Here is a 17,267-nt window from a genome sequence, read left to right as displayed (position 1 = left end):
AAAAAAGAGCCGGCTCATCACCGGCTCTTTCTTATTCTGGTCTGACTCAGGTTCAGGCGCTGAGTTTAACCGGCTCTTCTTTGAACCCCGCCGCGGGCCTGAGATCAAGCTTAAACTCATGCAGCGTGGCTTTCAGGCGCTCGTGGAAATTACGCAGCGTGCTCTCCACTTTCTCATTGTTCTCTTTGCCCTTGATCGCGGCCACGCTCCAGTCGCCGTCTTTATCAAACAGGCCGAAGTGGTATTCGTAGGTGAAGTGATCTTCATAGGCGTTCAGCGTCATCCACCAGCCCCAGAACTCGCGGCTTTCCGGCGCCGGTTTGACGTTGACGCACGCCGCCAGGCAATCAAAGAAGAAACGCGTCTCTTCACACTGTCCTTCACGGATGTACGGCCCCAATTCGGTGAAGCGCTTAAGCAGGCGACTACGGGGGTGACCACTCGGTAACGTCATGCTAACTCTCTCCCTCAAATAAACCGTATAAAACGCAGCGCGGCGGCAAAACGCCACCGCACGTATTTTCCCGAAGGTAAGTTGTAGCAGAGTCTGCGTATTTCGCCAGTTAGCGCTGCAACTGTTTTGCCAGCCAGTCGCAAATTTGGTTGAGCGCCTTATCAAAGCTGGCAAACACTGGCGTGGCGGGAATCGCCAGCGCCTTGCCTTGCGCCGAGGAGTTGACGATCAGCTGCGCCTCCTCTTCCGGGCTGAACAGATCGTTGGGCCAGTAAGCGGCCAGCATCGGCACCGGCGTCCGGCGGCCCAGCAGGCCCTGCACTTTGAGCGAATAGCGGTTGAGCTCGATGCGCAGATTGCTGTCGGAGGTCGACGACATGCCCAGCCGGCTGGCCAGCATATCCATATACATATCCGGCAGCTGCTGCTGGCGCTGCGCATCGACAAACACGTGATGCACCATCGGCCCGAGCGATGCCACCGCGCGCAGACGCGGCACCTCAAGGTAAGCCAGCCGCGTTGCCACGTTGGCGCCAAAGCGGTAACCGAACAGCGCCACGTGCGTGTGGTCAATCCACGGCACGTTGCTCAGCTCGCGCAGCACCTGCTGATGCAGCTGGCTGGTGTCCTGATTAAGCGTCCATTTGCTGCTGAAACCCACCGACGGCATATCCAGCGTCAGCATGGCGATGCCGCGCGGTGCCAGATAATCATGAAACAGCCGGTAATGGTCGCTCTGCAGCGAGTCGAGACCGCCGCACAGCAGCACGGTGGGATACGGTGCGCTGGCCTGCGCCGGCATATGCAGGAAGCCGGTGACCGGACTGCCGCCGCTGATGGGAAAGGTCAGGGATTTCAGCTCGCCGGGCAGGCGCTGGGTGGCTTCTTCATAAGCGCGATTCGCCAGCACCTGTGCCTGATCCGCCAGCTCATCACCTTTAATGTACGGATACGCGGCCAGGCTGTAGAGACTGGCGGCATGCAGCCACTGCTGGCCGGCCTCATCATGATCGGCGTTCTGCATCGCGTGCTGCTGCCACAGCGCCGCCTGCTTCGACCACTCATAGTTCCAGTTGCCGCCGCGATAGCCAATCACCGTGTCCAGCAGCGTTTCGTCGGTGTGTTCAAACTTACTGACGGCAATGCGCGCCAGCACTTCGCTGATCTCCTGCGGTGCCAGGCCACGCCACGTCCACAGCAGCTTATTCAGCATGCGATACCAGCCGCGCTGGGTATCGCCTTCCAGGGCATTGTGCACCTGCGCCGTCGGGTGGTGCTGGCGATGCACCAGCGAGGAGGTTTCCGGGTGTTTGAAGCGGGGTTTGAACAGTTCTTCGCTGAGATTTTTCTCGGCCATCTTAAGCTTCTCCTGCGGCAGTCGCATAGATGGCTAAGAGTGTACTGCACCCGCCGCACGGGCGCGAGGCGCAGAAAGCACAACGCCCGGCATAACCGGGCGTTGTTTGCGTTGCATCAATCAGCTTTTTACAATCGGCGGAATGTACACCACGCCCATGTCCCACGGCTGCTCGATCCAGGTGTTCTGCGGAATATCGACAATGTAGTCGTCCACCAGCGCGCGGCCAGCCGGCTTGGCGAAGATGGTGCAGAAACGCGCTTTTGGATACATATCACGAATCGCCTGCGCGGTACCGCCGGTATCCACCAGATCGTCGATGACCACAAAACCTTCACCGTCGCCTTCTGCGCGCTTCAGCACTTTCATTTCACGCTGGTGATCGTGATCGTAGCTGGAGATGCACACGGTATCGACGTAGCGAATCCCCAGTTCACGCGCCAGCAGCGATGCCGGAACCAGACCACCGCGGCTGACCGCGATGATGCCTTTCCACTGTTCCACAGGAAGCAGGCGCTGGGCCAGTTTACGGGCATGAATCTGCAGCATGTCCCAGGTAACGACGTATTTTTCGCTCATAAAAGGAATCCCGGCCAATGAGATTGGCTTAAAAATATGCAAGGGGGAAAAGGTTGCGCGAGATTATAAGGATCTGACGCGTTAAAAACCAGCACCCGTCACATCGGTTGCAGGTTTTTAGCGCGCCCGATGGCGCACCCGGCAGGAAACAGTGATATTCTCTGGCCCATCACGTCAGATGTGCTGACGGCGATCTTTCACTGGAAACCCGCGTGCGAGCGGTATGTCCGCCGCGCTGACACAGGAGACGCGTTGTGTCTGAATTGTCTCAACTTTCCCCGCAGCCGCTGTGGGATATCTTCGCAAAAATCTGCTCGATTCCGCACCCTTCTTACCATGAAGAAGCGCTGGCCGAATACGTTGTTGGCTGGGCTAAAGAGCAAGGTTTCTGGGTTGAACGCGATCAGGTCGGCAATATCCTGATTCGTAAACCTGCTACCGCAGGCATGGAAAACCGTACTCCGGTGGCGCTGCAGGCGCACCTCGATATGGTGCCGCAGAAGAACAATGACACGGTACACGACTTCACCAAAGACCCGATTCAGCCGTACGTTGATGGCGAGTGGGTGAAAGCGCGCGGCACCACGCTGGGTGCGGATAACGGTATCGGTATGGCCTCTGCGCTGGCGGTGCTGGCTGACAACAGCCTGACCCACGGTCCGCTGGAAGTGCTGCTGACCATGACCGAAGAGTCGGGCATGGACGGCGCCTTTGGTCTGCAGCCAAACTGGCTGCAGGCGGACATCCTGATCAACACCGACTCGGAAGAGGAAGGTGAGATCTACATGGGCTGCGCCGGGGGTATCGACTTTATCACTACCCTGCCGCTGAGCCGCGAGGCCGTGCCTGCCGGTTTCGAAACCCTGAAGCTGACGCTGAAAGGTTTGAAAGGTGGTCACTCCGGCGCGGACATTCATCTTGGTCTCGGCAACGCCAACAAGCTGCTGGCGCGCTTCCTTGCCGTGCACGCTACTGAGCTGGATATCCGTCTGATTGAGTTCACCGGCGGTACGCTGCGCAATGCGATTCCGCGCGAAGCGTTCGCTACGCTGGCCATCGACAGCCATAAAGTGGATGCGCTGAAGTCTGCTGCCGCCCATTTCCAGGCCACGCTGCAGAATGAGCTGGGCAGTAAAGAGAAGAACGTCGCCGTGCTGAGCGAGCCGCTGGCGCATCAGGGCCAGGCGCTGACCGCAGACAGCCGCGATCGCTTCATCAACCTGCTGAACAGCACGCCAAACGGTGTGATTCGCAACTCGGACGTGGCGAAAGGCGTGGTGGAAACCTCGCTTAACGTCGGCGTGGTCACCATGGAGCAGGACAGCGCCGAGATCATCTGCCTGATTCGCTCGCTGATCGACACCGGTAAAGATTGGGTGGTCGAAACCCTGACCTCGCTGGGTGCGCTCGCCGGGGCGAAAACCGCGCCGAAAGGCGGCTACCCGGGCTGGCAGCCGGATGCCGACTCGCCCATCATGGCGCTGACGCGTAAGACCTATGAAGCGCTGTTTGGCAAGACGCCAAACATTCAGGTGATTCACGCCGGTCTGGAGTGCGGTCTGTTCAAAAAACCGTATCCGGACATGGACATGGTATCGATTGGGCCAACCATCACCGGTCCACACTCGCCGGACGAGCAGGTGCACATCGACAGCGTCGGTCTGTACTGGAAACTGCTGACCGCGCTGCTGAACGTGGTGCCGGAAAAAGCGTAACGCCGTTGCGATAAAAAAAATCCTGCCCCCGGGCAGGATTTTTTATTTACGGTAACGGTGCCGCGTCAGGCGACCGCGCTGTAGCTCTCTTCCAGCGGCAACATCTCCAGCGACGGCAGCGTCTCACTGCGTGCCAGCTGAACGCCGCTCTCGACGCGCAGATCGAGGTTATCCAGGCTGAGCGTGGCGGGAGAGGCCGACTGCGGCGACTCGCTGAACAGCTGCGGCGCGGCATCGCCTAGCAGCGACGTCAGCGTCAGCGAGCTTTCATCCAGCGCCAGCATCGTGAAGTCCTCTTCAACCGGCTCCTCAACCACCAGGCTGAACGCTTCGGTCTTCAGATGACGCCCCTGAATTTCGAAGTTATGCTCACCCGGCTCAAGGTGCCATTTGGGTTCCAGCGTCCACTCGCCTTTGCTGTTTACCTTAGCGGAACCGACTTTCTCGCCGTTATTCAGCAAATAAATGAATTCGCCCGGCAGGCCAGTGCCTTTAAACTGCGGCTTGCTGTCATCGGTGATATCGCCTGGCTGCAGCAGCGCCGGCTCGTTGACATCATCCAGCACCTGAGTAATTTTCAGCTCAACGACAGTGATCGGCATGGTGTTGCCGGCTGTACCCGCAACTTTCGCCACCAGCTCATGATCACCCACCGCGAGATCGCTGTGCGGCTGGAATTGCCACATGCCATCCGGCTGGATCTTCACGCTACCGATCGACACGCCGTTATCGAAAATTTCCACCAGCGCGCCAGCGCGCCCCTGGCCGGTAATGACCGGACGACGATCGTAGAAGTTGCCGTTTTCAGAGATGTAGTCAACGTTGCGCACGTTATCGTCCAGCCACAGGATCTCCGGCGCGTCTTCCATTGCGGCCACGATCTCAACATAGAAAGGCTGGCTGTAAAAACCGTCGCTCACCACCATCAGTTTATGTGAACCCACCGGTAAGTCGCGCACCGGCTCAATCTGCCACAGCCCATCCTCATTGACGATGGCACTGCCTAATACCGTACCGCCCACAATCAGTTTAACCAGGCTGCCCGGCTGGCCCATGCCGCTTGCTGTGGGACGCGTATCATCGGTGACGCCATTATTGCCGATGGTTCCTTCCATCCCGACATCATCGTACAGATTCAGAATGCGGTTTTCCGCCACCACGTCAATCTTCCACGGCGCGCTCTTCTTACCGTTGCTGTCGACCACCAGACTGTAGCTGCCCGGATCCAGATCGCGGTACGGCTCCATCGTCCAGTTACCGTGCGCATCAACAAGGGTGTTCGCCACCTGAATCCCGTTAGCCAGCAGCGTGACGGTTTCGCCCGGAATGCCTTTGCCGCTCAGGGTTGGCCGTGCATCGTCGGTTTTGCTGCCGTTGGCAACATTACCAGCGTGGTAGCCCGCATCGTCATACACCGCGTGGATCTCCGGTGCCTGACCCTGCATGGGCACAATGTTAATCGGATAGATGTCGCTGACCGAGTCGCCATTGCTGACCCAGAGTTTATTCAGACCATAACGCAGTTCGATATCCGGCTTGATGCTCCAGTTACCTTGCGCATCCGAACGCGCGCTGCCGAGGATACCGCCGGAATCCAGCAGCCAGATGGTGGTGTGCGGCAGTGCGGTGCCGCTGACAATCGGCCGGCGATCGTCGCTGTCTTTACCTGGCTCAACCACCCCCACTTCATTCACATTGTCATGAATAGCCACGATCACCGGCTCAGACCCTTCACGGATCACCACGTTGAGTTCAACCGGTTCACTGACCACGCCATTGATGTAAACCGCGAGGTGGTGTTTACCCAGCGCCAAATCGTTAGTCGGCTGCAGCGTCCAGTTGCCCTGCTTATCCACCACGGTATAAGCAATGCCGCGGCCATTGTCCATCAGCCACACCACCGCACCCGGCGTGCCCACGCCTTTCAGCAGCGGACGTCGGTCGTCGGTATCATCACCAGGCTTCAGCAGGCCGGTTTCATCCACGCGGTCAAAGATTTCCAGAATTTCCGGTTTGATGGTTTTCACCGGCACCACCTCGACCTTAAAGCCGCTGCTGGTCATGCCCTGGCTCTGCACCGTCAGGTTATGTTCACCTAATGGCAGATCGCGCGACGGCTGCAGGCTCCAGTTGCCTTTGGCATCAATGCGGGTCTGGCCGATTACCGTGCCGTTATCCAGCAGCGTCACGGTGGCCCCCGGCGTGCCGCTGCCTTTGATCAGCGGGCGGCGATCGTCGGTCTTGTCACCGTGCAGCACATCACCGGTTTCACCCACGTTATCGTACAGTGAGAGAATTTTCGGCGGCTCGACGTTGACTGAGGAGATATTGATCGCGTAAGGCTCGCTGTACTGGCCCTGACTGGATAACCGGAAGCTGTGTGCTCCCGGCGGTAAGTCATACCCGAAGGTCACGTCAAAGGTCCCGTCGCGCCCGGCCTGAAACTGGTAAATAACCCGGTTGTTGTCATAGAGGTAAATCACCGCCCCCGGATTCGCTTTACCGGTAATGCGTGGACGCACATCGTCAGTGAACCCGCCGCGTGAAACGACGCCGGTCTCGCCAACATCATCATAGATTGACGTAATGGTCGGGCGGGTTGAGTAATAATTTGCCATGTTGCACCTTGAGTGAGGAGTGTAAAAGCGTGCATTGTTGGCGATTCATTAGTGGAACGATGTACGAAACGTCCCGAAGAGAGCGGAAGCGGGCGCGGCGTTACAGTCCCAGCACCAGCTGGCGCTCCAGCTGCGGATTTACCAGCGTGACGTGCAACCCCACCAGCCGCACACCGCGTCCGGCGCGGCGTTCATCCCAGGCCTGACGCGCCACGGCGATCATGTCGTCTTTATTCAGCACCGGCCAGACATGTTCCTGGGTGGTGAGCTGAAAATCGTTGAATTTCAGCTTTACGCCCTGACGTGCAATCTGCTTATCCGGGCGGATCGCGCTGAGGCGGCGATCGAGCTCGGCATAGAGAAAATCAATAATCTCCAGACACTGCTCCCAGTGATGGATGTCCTCGCCCAGCGTGCGCTCGACGCCCAGCGATTTGCGTTCGCGCTCCACCACCACGTCGCGATCGTCGATGCCGTTGCTGCGCTCCCACAGCACGCGGCCAAATTTTCCAAAGCGCTTCAGCAGCTGCGCCAGATCGGCCTGTTGTACATCAGCGCAGGTGCGCAGCCCCATCTCTTCAAGCTTTTTGGTGGCCACTTTGCCAACGCCGGGAATCTTGCTCAGCGGCAGCGTCAGCAGAAAGTCCGGCATCGCCTGCGGCGTAATCACATACTGGCCATCTGGCTTGTTCATGTCAGAAGCGATTTTGGCGAGGAACTTGATCGGCGCAATGCCGGCAGACGCGGTCAGGCCGGTTTCGCGCAGAATATCGGCGCGAATCGCCTGCGCCATCAGCGTGGCCGATCCCTGGCAGTGTTCACTGTCGGTGACGTCCAGGTAGGCTTCATCCAGCGACAATGGCTCAATCAGTGGTGTATAGCGGGTAAAGATGGCGCGAATCTGCTGCGAGGCTTCTTTATAGGCATCAAAACGGCCGGGCAGCAGTTTCAGATGGGGACAGAGGCGCAGCGCTGTGGCGGTCGGCATCGCGCTGCGCACGCCGTATTTCCGCGCCGGATAGTTGGCGGTGCTGATCACCCCACGCTGCACGCGGCTGCCGCCGATGGCAATCGGGATATCACGTAATGAAGGATCGTCGCGCATTTCCACTGCCGCGAAAAAGCAGTCCATATCGACATGAATGATTTTGCGCATACGCCCCTCCGGATACTGGATAAGTATACAGCAGAGAAAAACAACGGCAATATTTGTGGCGCGTGCGATTAAAGTTTACAAATTTGTGGTCGTATTCCCTTTAGGATTGCACCATTTTCTCGGACTCCGGCTTGATTAAACGCCAGACAATGATAATGTTGCGCTGCGGTAGCGGATATTTCCGATAATGCAATACAGTGACGCACTGCGTCAGCGTTCCTCTTCACTTCAAGGTACACACAGAATGGGCAGAATCGCATTATTGTTTGCGATGATTCTTATGCCGCTCCTGAGCTGGGCAATGACGCCTGAGCCAATGCAGCCGCTGGCTCCGGTGAGCAAAGAGTTAAAGAAACAATTACTGGGCACACCGGTATTTATTCAGATCTTCAAGGAAGAGCGTACGCTGGAACTGTACGGCAAAATCGGTAATGAATATCGTCTGCTGGACAGCTATCGCATCTGTAACTTCTCCGGCGGCCTCGGGCCGAAACGTCGTCAGGGCGATTTTAAAAGTCCGGAAGGCTTTTATAACGTGAAGATGAATCAGCTTAAGCCGGACAGCCGTTTTTATCGCGCCATCAATACCGGATTCCCGAATCAGTACGATCGCGCCAAAGGCTATAACGGTAACTATCTGATGATTCACGGCGATTGCGTGTCTGTAGGCTGCTATGCCATGACCAACGCATCGATGGATGAGATCTTCACTTACGTGAACGCCGCGCTGCGTAACGGTCAGCAGGATGTGCAGGTCAACATCTTCCCGTTCCGCATGACCGACAGCAACATGCAGCGTCATCGTTACTCGACTTACATCAGCTTCTGGCGTGAACTGCAGCCGGGCTATGCTTACTTCGCCAAATACCACGTGCCGCCAACGGTCAACGTGACGGCAACCGGTCAGTATGCGGTGAACAACACGCCGGTCATGACCACGCCGGAAGCGGCGTCGAAATCATTCCTGGCGCTCACCCAGGTAAAATAATGCCCACTCACCTGGCACGATGCGGTGCCAGGTTTCATTACCGGTCAGCGGCTGCGTCGCAATCACCGTCACCACGTCTTTCGGCGTGGTCTGCTGCAGAAAATCAATCTCCACATCCTGATCGAGCAGCTTCGCTTTGCCAAACGGCGCGCGGCGCGTAATCCAGTACAGATTGGTTGAGCAGAAGGCCATCAGATAGCGTCCGTCAGACAGCAGCATATTGAACACGCCCTTCTGACGCAGCTCCGTCGCCAGTTCCGCCACATAGCGAAACACTGCCGGCCAGTTGCCCGGCGTGCGCGGATAGCGCTCAGCCAGCTTATGCAGAATCCAGCAAAACGCCTTTTCGCTGTCGGTTTCGCCTACCGGACGGAAATGCCCGGTCTCCAGCTGGCGATAGCCCTTTAGCTGACCGTTATGCGCGTAAGTCCAGTTGCGGCCCCACAGTTCGCGGGTAAACGGATGGGTATTTTCCAGTGACACCTGGCCGCGATTGGCCTGACGAATATGCGCCACCACCGAGTGCGACTTGATCGGATACTCCTGCACCAGGCGGGCAATCGGCGAGTTGTAGCTCGGCAGCGGATCTTTAAACGTGCGGCAGCCTTTATCTTCGTAAAAGGTGATGCCCCAGCCATCTTTGTGCGGCCCGGTTCCACCGCCACGCTGCACCAGACCGGTAAAACTGAAACAGATATCCGTGGGGACATTGGCGCTCATCCCGAGCAATTCGCACATAGCAACCGCCTTATCAGAACCTCCCGCGGGCGCGGGAGGAGCACGTCATCACTTAACCATCTCTTTTTCGATTAACAGCATCAGGATGTGGATCACTTTGATGTGAATCTCCTGAATGCGATCGGCATAACCAAAGTGCGGCACGCGAATTTCGATATCGGCCGTACCGGCCATTTTGCCACCGTCTTTGCCGGTCAGGGTAATCACTTTCATGCCTTTGGCGCGCGCGGCTTCTACGGCTTTGATGATGTTGGCCGAGTTACCCGAAGTGGACAGCCCCAGCAGCACATCGCCCTCGCGCCCGACCGCCTCGATGTAGCGGGAGAACACATAGTCGTAGCCAAAATCGTTGCTGACGCAGGAGAGATGGCTGACATCCGAAATGGCGATGGCCGGATAGCCAGGACGATTTTCGCGGTAGCGCCCGGTCAGCTCCTCAGCGAAGTGCATGGCATCGCAGTGCGAGCCGCCGTTGCCGCAGGAGAGCACTTTGCCACCGGCTTTGAAGCTGTCGGCCAGCAGCACGGCTGCGCGCTGAATGGCGTGAATGTTGGCTTCATCACTCAGGAACTTATTGAGCGTATCGGCGGCTTCATTGAGTTCTGAGCGAATAATGTCCTGATACATAGGGATGTCCTTTAGAGGAAAATTGACCCAGCAAGTTTAACGGAATGGGCCAGAGCCGCAAAGCGCCCGCAGCAGGGAAAAGCGCGACGCCGCGCTGACGTCCAATTGCCGGCGCGATTTTGTGAGTTCGGTTGTAATTGCGATGTAAACAGATTGATAAATTTTGTGCGCTGCTCTAAACCTTATCACTAACAGGTCAGACCTCTTACAACTTACGGAGCGGTTCATTATGTTGCTTGCCTCGATCATCGCGACGCTGGTGTTAATTAGCGCCCTCTTCTACCATCAGGTTTCACTGCGGCTTAGCAGTGCGATTGTGCTGCTGTGGACCGCGGCACTGGCCGCCACCGGCCTGTGGACGCCGTGGCTGCTGCTGCCGCTGGCCATTATTCTGCTGCCTTTCAACCTGCCGGCGATGCGCCGCAGCATGTTCTCTAAGCCGGCTCTGCACAGCTTCCAGAAGGTGATGCCGCCGATGTCGCGCACCGAAAAAGAGGCGATCGACGCCGGCACCACCTGGTGGGAAGGCGATCTGTTTCGCGGCAAACCGGACTGGCAGAAACTGCACAACTATCCGCAGCCGCGCCTGACCGAAGAGGAACAGGCGTTTTTGGATGGCCCGGTAGAAGAAGCCTGCCGCATGGCTAACGACTTCGAAATCACCCATGAAATGGCCGATCTGCCGCCGGAGCTGTGGGCTTACCTCAAGCAGCACCGCTTCTTTGCCATGATCATCAAAAAAGAGTACGGCGGTCTGGAGTTTTCCGCTTACGCGCAGGCGCGTGTGCTGCAAAAACTGGCAGGCGTGTCCGGGATCCTGGCGATCACCGTCGGCGTGCCGAACTCGCTGGGTCCGGGTGAACTGCTGCAGCATTACGGTACCGATGAGCAGAAAGATCACTACCTGCCACGCCTCGCGCGCGGCGATGAAATCCCCTGCTTTGCGCTGACCAGCCCGGAAGCGGGCTCCGACGCCGGTGCCATTCCGGATACCGGCGTGGTGTGCATGGGCGACTGGCAGGGCCAGCAGGTGCTGGGTATGCGCCTGACCTGGAACAAGCGCTACATTACCCTGGCGCCGATTGCCACCGTGCTCGGCCTCGCCTTTAAGCTCTCCGATCCCGATCATCTGCTGGGAGAAACCGAAGAGCTGGGCATTACCTGTGCGCTGATCCCGACCCATACGCCAGGCGTTGAAATTGGCAGACGTCACTTCCCGCTGAACGTGCCGTTCCAGAACGGGCCGACGCGCGGCAAAGATATCTTTGTGCCGATCGATTACATCATCGGCGGTCCGGCGATGGCCGGCCAGGGCTGGCGAATGCTGGTTGAGTGCCTGTCGGTAGGACGCGGCATTACCCTGCCGTCTAACGCCACCGGCAGCCTGAAAAGCCTGGCGCTGGCGACCGGTGCCTACGCGCACATTCGCCGCCAGTTCAAAGTCTCTATCGGTAAAATGGAAGGGATTGAGGAGCCGCTGGCGCGCATCGCCGGTAACGCTTACGTGATGGACGCGGCGGCGACGCTGATCACCAGCGGCATTATGCTGGGCGAAAAACCGGCGGTGCTGTCAGCGATTGTCAAATACCACTGCACCCATCGCGGCCAGCGCGCCATCATTGATGCAATGGATATCGCCGGCGGTAAAGGCATCATGCTTGGTGAGAACAATTTCCTGGCGCGTGCCTATCAGGGCGCCCCGATCGCCATCACCGTTGAGGGCGCGAACATCCTGACGCGCAGCATGATTATCTTTGGCCAGGGCGCAATCCGCTGCCACCCGTGGGTGCTGGAAGAGATGAACGCCGCCGCCAAGAACGATCTCGTCGCCTTTGACCGCGCGCTGTTCAGCCATATCGGCCACGTCGGCAGCAATAAAGTGCGCAGCCTGTGGCTTGGCCTGACCGGCGGCCGCACCAGCGCTACGCCAACCCGTGACGCGACCCGCCGCTACTATCAGCAGCTGAACCGCCTGAGCGCCAACCTTGCGCTGCTGTCGGATGTGTCGATGGCGGTGCTGGGCGGTAGCCTGAAACGTCGCGAACGTATTTCGGCACGCCTCGGCGATGTGCTGAGCCAGATGTATCTGGCATCCGCCACGCTGAAACGCTATGACGATGAAGGCCGCAACGAGGCGGATCTGCCGCTGGTGCACTGGGGCGTGCAGGATGCGCTGCATCAGGCGGAAGTGGCGATGGACGATCTGCTGCGCAACTTCCCGAATCGCCTGGTTGCAGGTGCGCTGCGGCTGGTGATTTTCGCCGGCGGCAAACACTGCCCGGCACCGTCCGATAAACTGGATCATAAGCTGGCCAAAATGCTGCAGCTGCCGTCCGCAACCCGCACCCGTCTGGGCCGCGGCCAGTATCTGACGCCGAGTGAGCACAACCCGGCCGGTCAGCTGGAGCAGGCGCTGCAGGATGTGATGGCGGCGGAAGTGATTCACGATCGTCTGTGTCAGCAGCAGAAAAAACACTTCTCCTTCACCCGGCTGGATGCGCTGGCCCAGCGCGCGCTGAAAGAAGGCTGGATTGACGAGAGTGAAGCGAAGGTGCTGACGCGGGCCGAAGCCAGCCGGCTGAAGGCCATCAACGTGGATGATTTTGCGCCCGAGGCGCTGGCGGTGGCCAAACCGGACAGCAAACCCAAACCGAGCGCCCGCCCCAGCGAAGCGGCGTAACCGTAAAAAGCCTCCAGCCGGAGGCTTTTTTTATGGCCTGCGGCAGCGGATAAGCGCACTCAGCGTCTGTGCCAGCCACGTTTAGACGTCTAAGCGTCTCGATTGCCAAGTGTTGATATCCTGTTTATAGTGGCTGCAGCACAAGGTTACTCCGCAACGACATTCGCGCTTAAGGCACCCGATAATGACGCAGCCCAACCTGATCCCCGAGAGCAAACTACCGGCGCTCGGCACCACCATTTTTACCCAAATGAGCGCCCTTGCCGCCCAGCACAATGCCATCAACCTGTCACAGGGCTTTCCCGATTTTGACGGCCCGCGCTATTTGCAGCAGCGCCTGGCACATCACGTCAGCGAAGGTGCTAACCAGTACGCGCCGATGATTGGCACCCTGCCGCTGCGCGAGGCGATCGCCGATAAAACCGCAGACATGTACGGTCATCGGCCGGATATCAACAGCGACATCACCGTGACGGCGGGCGCAACCGAAGCGCTGTATGCCGCGATCACCGCGCTGGTGCGGCCGGGCGACGAGGTGATCTGCTTCGATCCCAGCTACGACAGCTATGCGCCGGCGGTTCAGCTGGCTGGCGGCGTGCTGAAACGCATCGCGCTGCAGCCGCCCGCTTTTCAGGTCGACTGGCAGGCCTTCAGCAGCCTGCTCAGCGCGCGCACCCGGCTGGTGATCGTCAACACGCCGCATAATCCCTCCGCCACCGTGTGGCACGCCAGCGACTACGCCGCGCTGTGGCAGGCGATCGCCGGACAGGAAATTTATGTGCTCAGCGATGAAGTCTATGAGCACATCTGTTTTGATGAGCAGGGCCATGCCAGCGTGCTGGCACATGCCGACCTGCGTCAGCGCGCCATCGCAGTCTCATCCTTCGGCAAAACCTTTCATATGACCGGCTGGAAAGTGGGTTACTGCATCGCTCCGGCGGCGATCAGCGCCGAAATTCGCAAAGTGCATCAGTATCTCACTTTTTCAGTGAATACCCCGGCGCAGCTGGCGATTGCCGATATGCTGCGCCAGCAGCCGGAACATATTGATGCGCTGCCGGCATTCTATCGCGCCCGGCGTGACCGCCTGACGCAGGCGCTGGCCGCCAGCCGGTTTAAGGTGCTGCCCTGTGCCGGCACCTATTTCCTGCTGGTGGATTACAGCGCCATTTCCGATTTGGATGATGTCAGTTTCTGCCAGTGGTTAACCCGCGAAGTGGGCGTGGCGGCGATTCCGCTGTCAGTGTTCTGCGCGGACCCTTTCCCGCACAAGCTCATTCGCCTGTGCTTTGCTAAACAGGAAGCGACGCTTGACGCCGCTGCGGAGCGTTTATGTCAGCTTTAAAACTTACCGTATTACAGGAAACCCTGAGCTGGATGGATGGCGCGGCCAACCTGCGTCATTTTGATGAGGTGCTGCAGGGCTTGACGGGCCGCGATGTCATCCTGCTGCCGGAGATGTTTACCACCGGCTTCGCCATGGAGGCGGCGGCCAGTTCGCTGCCGCAGGATCAGGTAGTGGCGTGGCTGCACGGTCATGCCAAAGCCCTGAATGCCCTGGTCGGTGGCAGCGCGGCGATTCAGAGCGACCAGGGCGCGGTAAACCGTTTCCTGCTGGTGGAGCCCGACGGCACGCTGCACCAGTACGACAAACGCCATCTGTTCCGCATGGCCAGTGAGCACCAGCACTATGTGCCCGGTGAAACGCGCGAGGTGTTCCACTGGCGCGGCTGGCGTATTCTGCCGCAGATTTGCTACGACCTGCGCTTCCCGGTGTTTTCGCGCAACCAGAATGATTACGATCTGGCGCTGTACGTCGCCAACTGGCCGGCACCGCGCGCGCTGCACTGGCAGGCGCTGCTGCTGGCGCGCGCCATTGAGAATCAGGCCTATGTAGCCGGGTGTAACCGCGTCGGCAGTGACGGCAATCAGCATCAATACAGCGGCGACAGCCGGATTATCTCGCCGCAGGGTGAGATCCTCGCGGCCGCTGAACCCTTCGCCCGCGCGCGCCTCGACGCCGAGTTATCACTGGAGGCGCTGCAGGACTATCGCGAACGCTTCCCGGCCTGGCGCGACGCCGATGAATATACGCTGAAGTAATAAAAAACCCCGGCCAGGCCGGGGTTCGCGTTATTCACGTCAGTTGCTTACAGATCGAACCGGTCGAGGTTCATCACTTTGGTCCAGGCGGCCACGAAGTCGTTAACGAACTTCTGCTTCGCATCGCTGCTGGCGTAAACTTCCGCCAGCGCGCGCAGGATGGCGTTAGAACCAAACACCAGATCGGCGCGGGTGGCGCTGTACTTCACTTCTCCGCTCTGACGATCGCGGCCTTCGAACAGCTCAGCGCTCTCATCGGTGGCGCGCCATGCGGTGCGCATATCCAGCAGATTGATGAAGAAGTCGTTGCTCAGCACGCCTGCACGATCGGTAAACACGCCGTGCGCGCTGCCGTCGAAGTTGGTGCCCAGCACGCGCAGACCACCCAGCAGTACCGTCAGTTCTGGCGCGCTCAGCGTCAGCTGTTGCGCTTTGTCCAGCAGCAGGGTTTCGGTGGAAGAACCGCCCTGCACACGGCGATAGTTGCGGAAACCATCGGCCAGCGGCTGCAGTACGTTGAATGACTCAACATCCGTCTGGTCCTGACGCGCATCTACGCGGCCCGGCGTGAACGGCACCTGCACCGCGACACCTGCCGCTGCTGCCGCCTGCTCAATCCCGACGCTGCCCGCCAGCACAATCACATCCGCCAGCGACGCTTTACCTGACTCCTGCTGAATCTTCTGCAGCACCGGCAGCACATCGCGGGTGACACTGGCGTTGACCGCCCAGCCGTTCTGCGGCGCCAGCGCCAGACGGGCACCGTTCGCGCCGCCGCGTTTATCGCCGCCACGGAAGGTGGAAGCAGACGCCCAGGCCGCAGAGACCAGCTGGCTGACGCTCAGACCCGAAGCGGCAATTTTCGCTTTCAGATCGGTGATGTCATCCGGTGTCGGCTGATGCGTGGCCTGCGGTAACGGATCCTGCCACAGCAGATCTTCCTTCGGCACTTCCGGACCGATGTAACGCGCTTTTGGCCCCATATCGCGGTGCGTCAGTTTGAACCAGGCACGGGCGAAGGCTTCGTTGAACGCCTGTGGATCATTGAGGAAACGACGCGAAATCTTCCCGAACTCCGGATCGAAGCGCAGCGTCAGGTCGGTGACCAGCATGGTCGGCTTGCGTTTTTTCTCTGGATCGAACGGATCCGGGATAATCGCTTCGGCATCAACCGCTTCGAACTGAATCGCGCCCGCCGGGCTGTGCGTTTGTACCCACTCATATTTGAACAGGTTCTCGAAAAAGTAGTTGCTCCACTGCGTTGGGGTTTGCGTCCATACCACTTCCAGACCGGAAGTGATGGCATCGGCACCGGCACCGCTGCCGTAGCTGCTGTGCCAGCCCAGACCCTGCGCTTCCAGCGGCGAGGCTTCCGGATCGACGCCCACGTGGCTGGCCGCCGCAGCACCGTGTGTTTTACCCAGCGTGTGACCGCCGGCAATCAGCGCGACGATCTCTTCATCGTTCATGCCCATGTTGCCGAAGGTGGCGCGAATCGCCGGGGCCGCCGAGCGCGGATCGCCGCTGGCTTCCGGACCTTCCGGGTTCACGTAGATCAGGCCCATTTCCGTCGCACCCAGCGGCGCGTTTGCCAGGCTTTCCGGATGGCGGTGCGCCAGCCATTCGGTCTCATGTCCCCAGTCCACGTCCATGTCCGGTTCCCAGACATCTTCACGACCGGCACCAAAGCCAAAGGTACGGAAGCCGGCGTTTTCCAGCGACACGTTACCGGCAAGAATGTAGAGATCGGCCCAGGAGATTTTCTGGCCATACTTCTGTTTCACCGGCCACAGCAGACGACGTGCTTTGTCGAGGCTGACGTTATCCGGCCAGGAGTTGAGCGGCGCAAAGCGCTGCTGGCCACGTCCGGAACCGCCGCGACCGTCGATGGTGCGGTAGGTGCCGGCGCTGTGCCATGCCATACGGATAAACAACCCGATGTAGCTGCCCCAGTCGGCAGGCCACCAGGATTGCGAGTCGGTCAGCAGCGCACGAATATCGGCTTTCAGCGCGGCGTAATCCAGCTTGCTGAACTCTTCACGGTAGTTGAAAGTGTCACTGAGGGGGTTAGAACGGCTGGAATGCTGGTTTAACAGATCGACGCGCAGCATGTTTGGCCACCAGTCGCGGTTAGTGGTCCCGCTTCCGGCGCCACGCGCTAAAACGCTTTTCTCTTCCGATGCTCCATGATGAAAGGGGCATTTTCCTGAGGCGGCTGCATTATCATTATTTTCGGGCGTGCTCATTTCTCG

13 protein-coding genes are annotated in these 17,267 nt (G+C 59.1%); 5 read left to right on the top strand and 8 right to left on the bottom strand.

The annotated features are described in order from the left end of the window. Positions 1-52 precede the first annotated feature (52 nt). From crl to gpt, 3 genes are all read right to left on the bottom strand, one after another. Positions 53-454, bottom strand: coding sequence for a sigma factor-binding protein Crl (gene crl / locus F3J36_RS13865; RefSeq protein ID WP_021313042.1), 402 nt, complete (start codon positions 452-454; stop codon positions 53-55). 109 nt (positions 455-563) lie between these two features. After that, positions 564-1,811 (bottom strand): esterase FrsA, encoded by a 1,248-nt coding sequence (gene frsA, locus F3J36_RS13860; RefSeq protein WP_166719885.1) that lies wholly within the window; start codon positions 1,809-1,811, stop codon positions 564-566. A 120-nt stretch (positions 1,812-1,931) separates the two neighbouring features. Beyond that, positions 1,932-2,390 (bottom strand): xanthine phosphoribosyltransferase, encoded by a 459-nt coding sequence (gpt, locus tag F3J36_RS13855; protein ID WP_021507279.1) that lies wholly within the window; start codon positions 2,388-2,390, stop codon positions 1,932-1,934. Positions 2,391-2,644: 254 nt separating this feature from the next. On the opposite strand from gpt, the gene pepD reads away from it, so the two are divergent. Beyond that, the gene (gene pepD, locus F3J36_RS13850; RefSeq protein WP_166719884.1) at positions 2,645-4,105 is read left to right on the top strand and encodes a beta-Ala-His dipeptidase; all 1,461 of its coding nucleotides are present in this window, start codon (positions 2,645-2,647) and stop codon (positions 4,103-4,105) included. A 65-nt stretch (positions 4,106-4,170) separates the two neighbouring features. Here the strand turns inward: pepD and F3J36_RS13845 are convergent, their stop codons facing one another. Both F3J36_RS13845 and dinB read right to left on the bottom strand, forming a co-directional pair. Continuing rightward, positions 4,171-6,723 (bottom strand): Ig-like domain-containing protein, encoded by a 2,553-nt coding sequence (locus tag F3J36_RS13845; RefSeq protein ID WP_166719883.1) that lies wholly within the window; start codon positions 6,721-6,723, stop codon positions 4,171-4,173. Between the two features lie 100 nt (positions 6,724-6,823). Beyond that, the gene (gene dinB, locus F3J36_RS13840; RefSeq protein ID WP_058758014.1) at positions 6,824-7,879 is read right to left on the bottom strand and encodes a DNA polymerase IV; all 1,056 of its coding nucleotides are present in this window, start codon (positions 7,877-7,879) and stop codon (positions 6,824-6,826) included. 244 nt (positions 7,880-8,123) lie between these two features. Between dinB and dpaA the strand changes: the two genes are divergently transcribed. Continuing rightward, a complete protein-coding gene (gene dpaA, locus F3J36_RS13835; protein WP_021507282.1) occupies positions 8,124-8,867 on the top strand; it encodes a peptidoglycan meso-diaminopimelic acid protein amidase in 744 nt (247 codons plus the stop codon). Here the strand turns inward: dpaA and F3J36_RS13830 are convergent. Together F3J36_RS13830 and lpcA are read right to left on the bottom strand one after the other, a co-directional pair. After that, positions 8,838-9,605 (bottom strand): class II glutamine amidotransferase, encoded by a 768-nt coding sequence (locus tag F3J36_RS13830; protein WP_127833720.1) that lies wholly within the window; start codon positions 9,603-9,605, stop codon positions 8,838-8,840. The genes dpaA and F3J36_RS13830 overlap by 30 nt on opposite strands. A 48-nt stretch (positions 9,606-9,653) precedes the next feature. Next, positions 9,654-10,232, bottom strand: a complete 579-nt coding sequence (lpcA, locus tag F3J36_RS13825) for a D-sedoheptulose 7-phosphate isomerase (RefSeq protein WP_021507284.1) — start codon at positions 10,230-10,232, stop codon at positions 9,654-9,656. A gap of 229 nt (positions 10,233-10,461) precedes the next feature. Between lpcA and fadE the strand changes: the two genes are divergently transcribed. From fadE to F3J36_RS13810, 3 genes are all read left to right on the top strand, one after another. Further along, entirely contained in the window at positions 10,462-12,912 is a 2,451-nt protein-coding gene (gene fadE / locus F3J36_RS13820) for an acyl-CoA dehydrogenase FadE (RefSeq protein ID WP_058776018.1), read from the top strand. Between the two features lie 184 nt (positions 12,913-13,096). Then, positions 13,097-14,257: a pyridoxal phosphate-dependent aminotransferase gene (locus tag F3J36_RS13815; protein ID WP_141496661.1), complete on the top strand. Its 1,161-nt coding sequence runs from the start codon at positions 13,097-13,099 to the stop codon at positions 14,255-14,257. Continuing rightward, complete coding sequence (locus F3J36_RS13810; protein WP_059010998.1) at positions 14,245-15,015, top strand: amidohydrolase; 771 nt, start codon at positions 14,245-14,247, stop codon at positions 15,013-15,015. The genes F3J36_RS13815 and F3J36_RS13810 overlap by 13 nt, the downstream gene beginning before the upstream one ends. Positions 15,016-15,062: 47 nt before the next feature. Here F3J36_RS13810 and katG read toward each other — a convergent pair whose 3' ends face one another. Then, positions 15,063-17,261 (bottom strand): catalase/peroxidase HPI, encoded by a 2,199-nt coding sequence (katG, locus tag F3J36_RS13805; RefSeq protein ID WP_166719882.1) that lies wholly within the window; start codon positions 17,259-17,261, stop codon positions 15,063-15,065. Positions 17,262-17,267 lie beyond the last annotated feature (6 nt).

The organism is Pantoea sp. Cy-640 (assembly GCF_011752635.1).
In the GTDB taxonomy this organism is placed as follows: Bacteria; Pseudomonadota; Gammaproteobacteria; order Enterobacterales; family Enterobacteriaceae; genus Pantoea; species Pantoea dispersa.
This window is presented reverse-complemented; position numbering and strand designations above follow the sequence as displayed.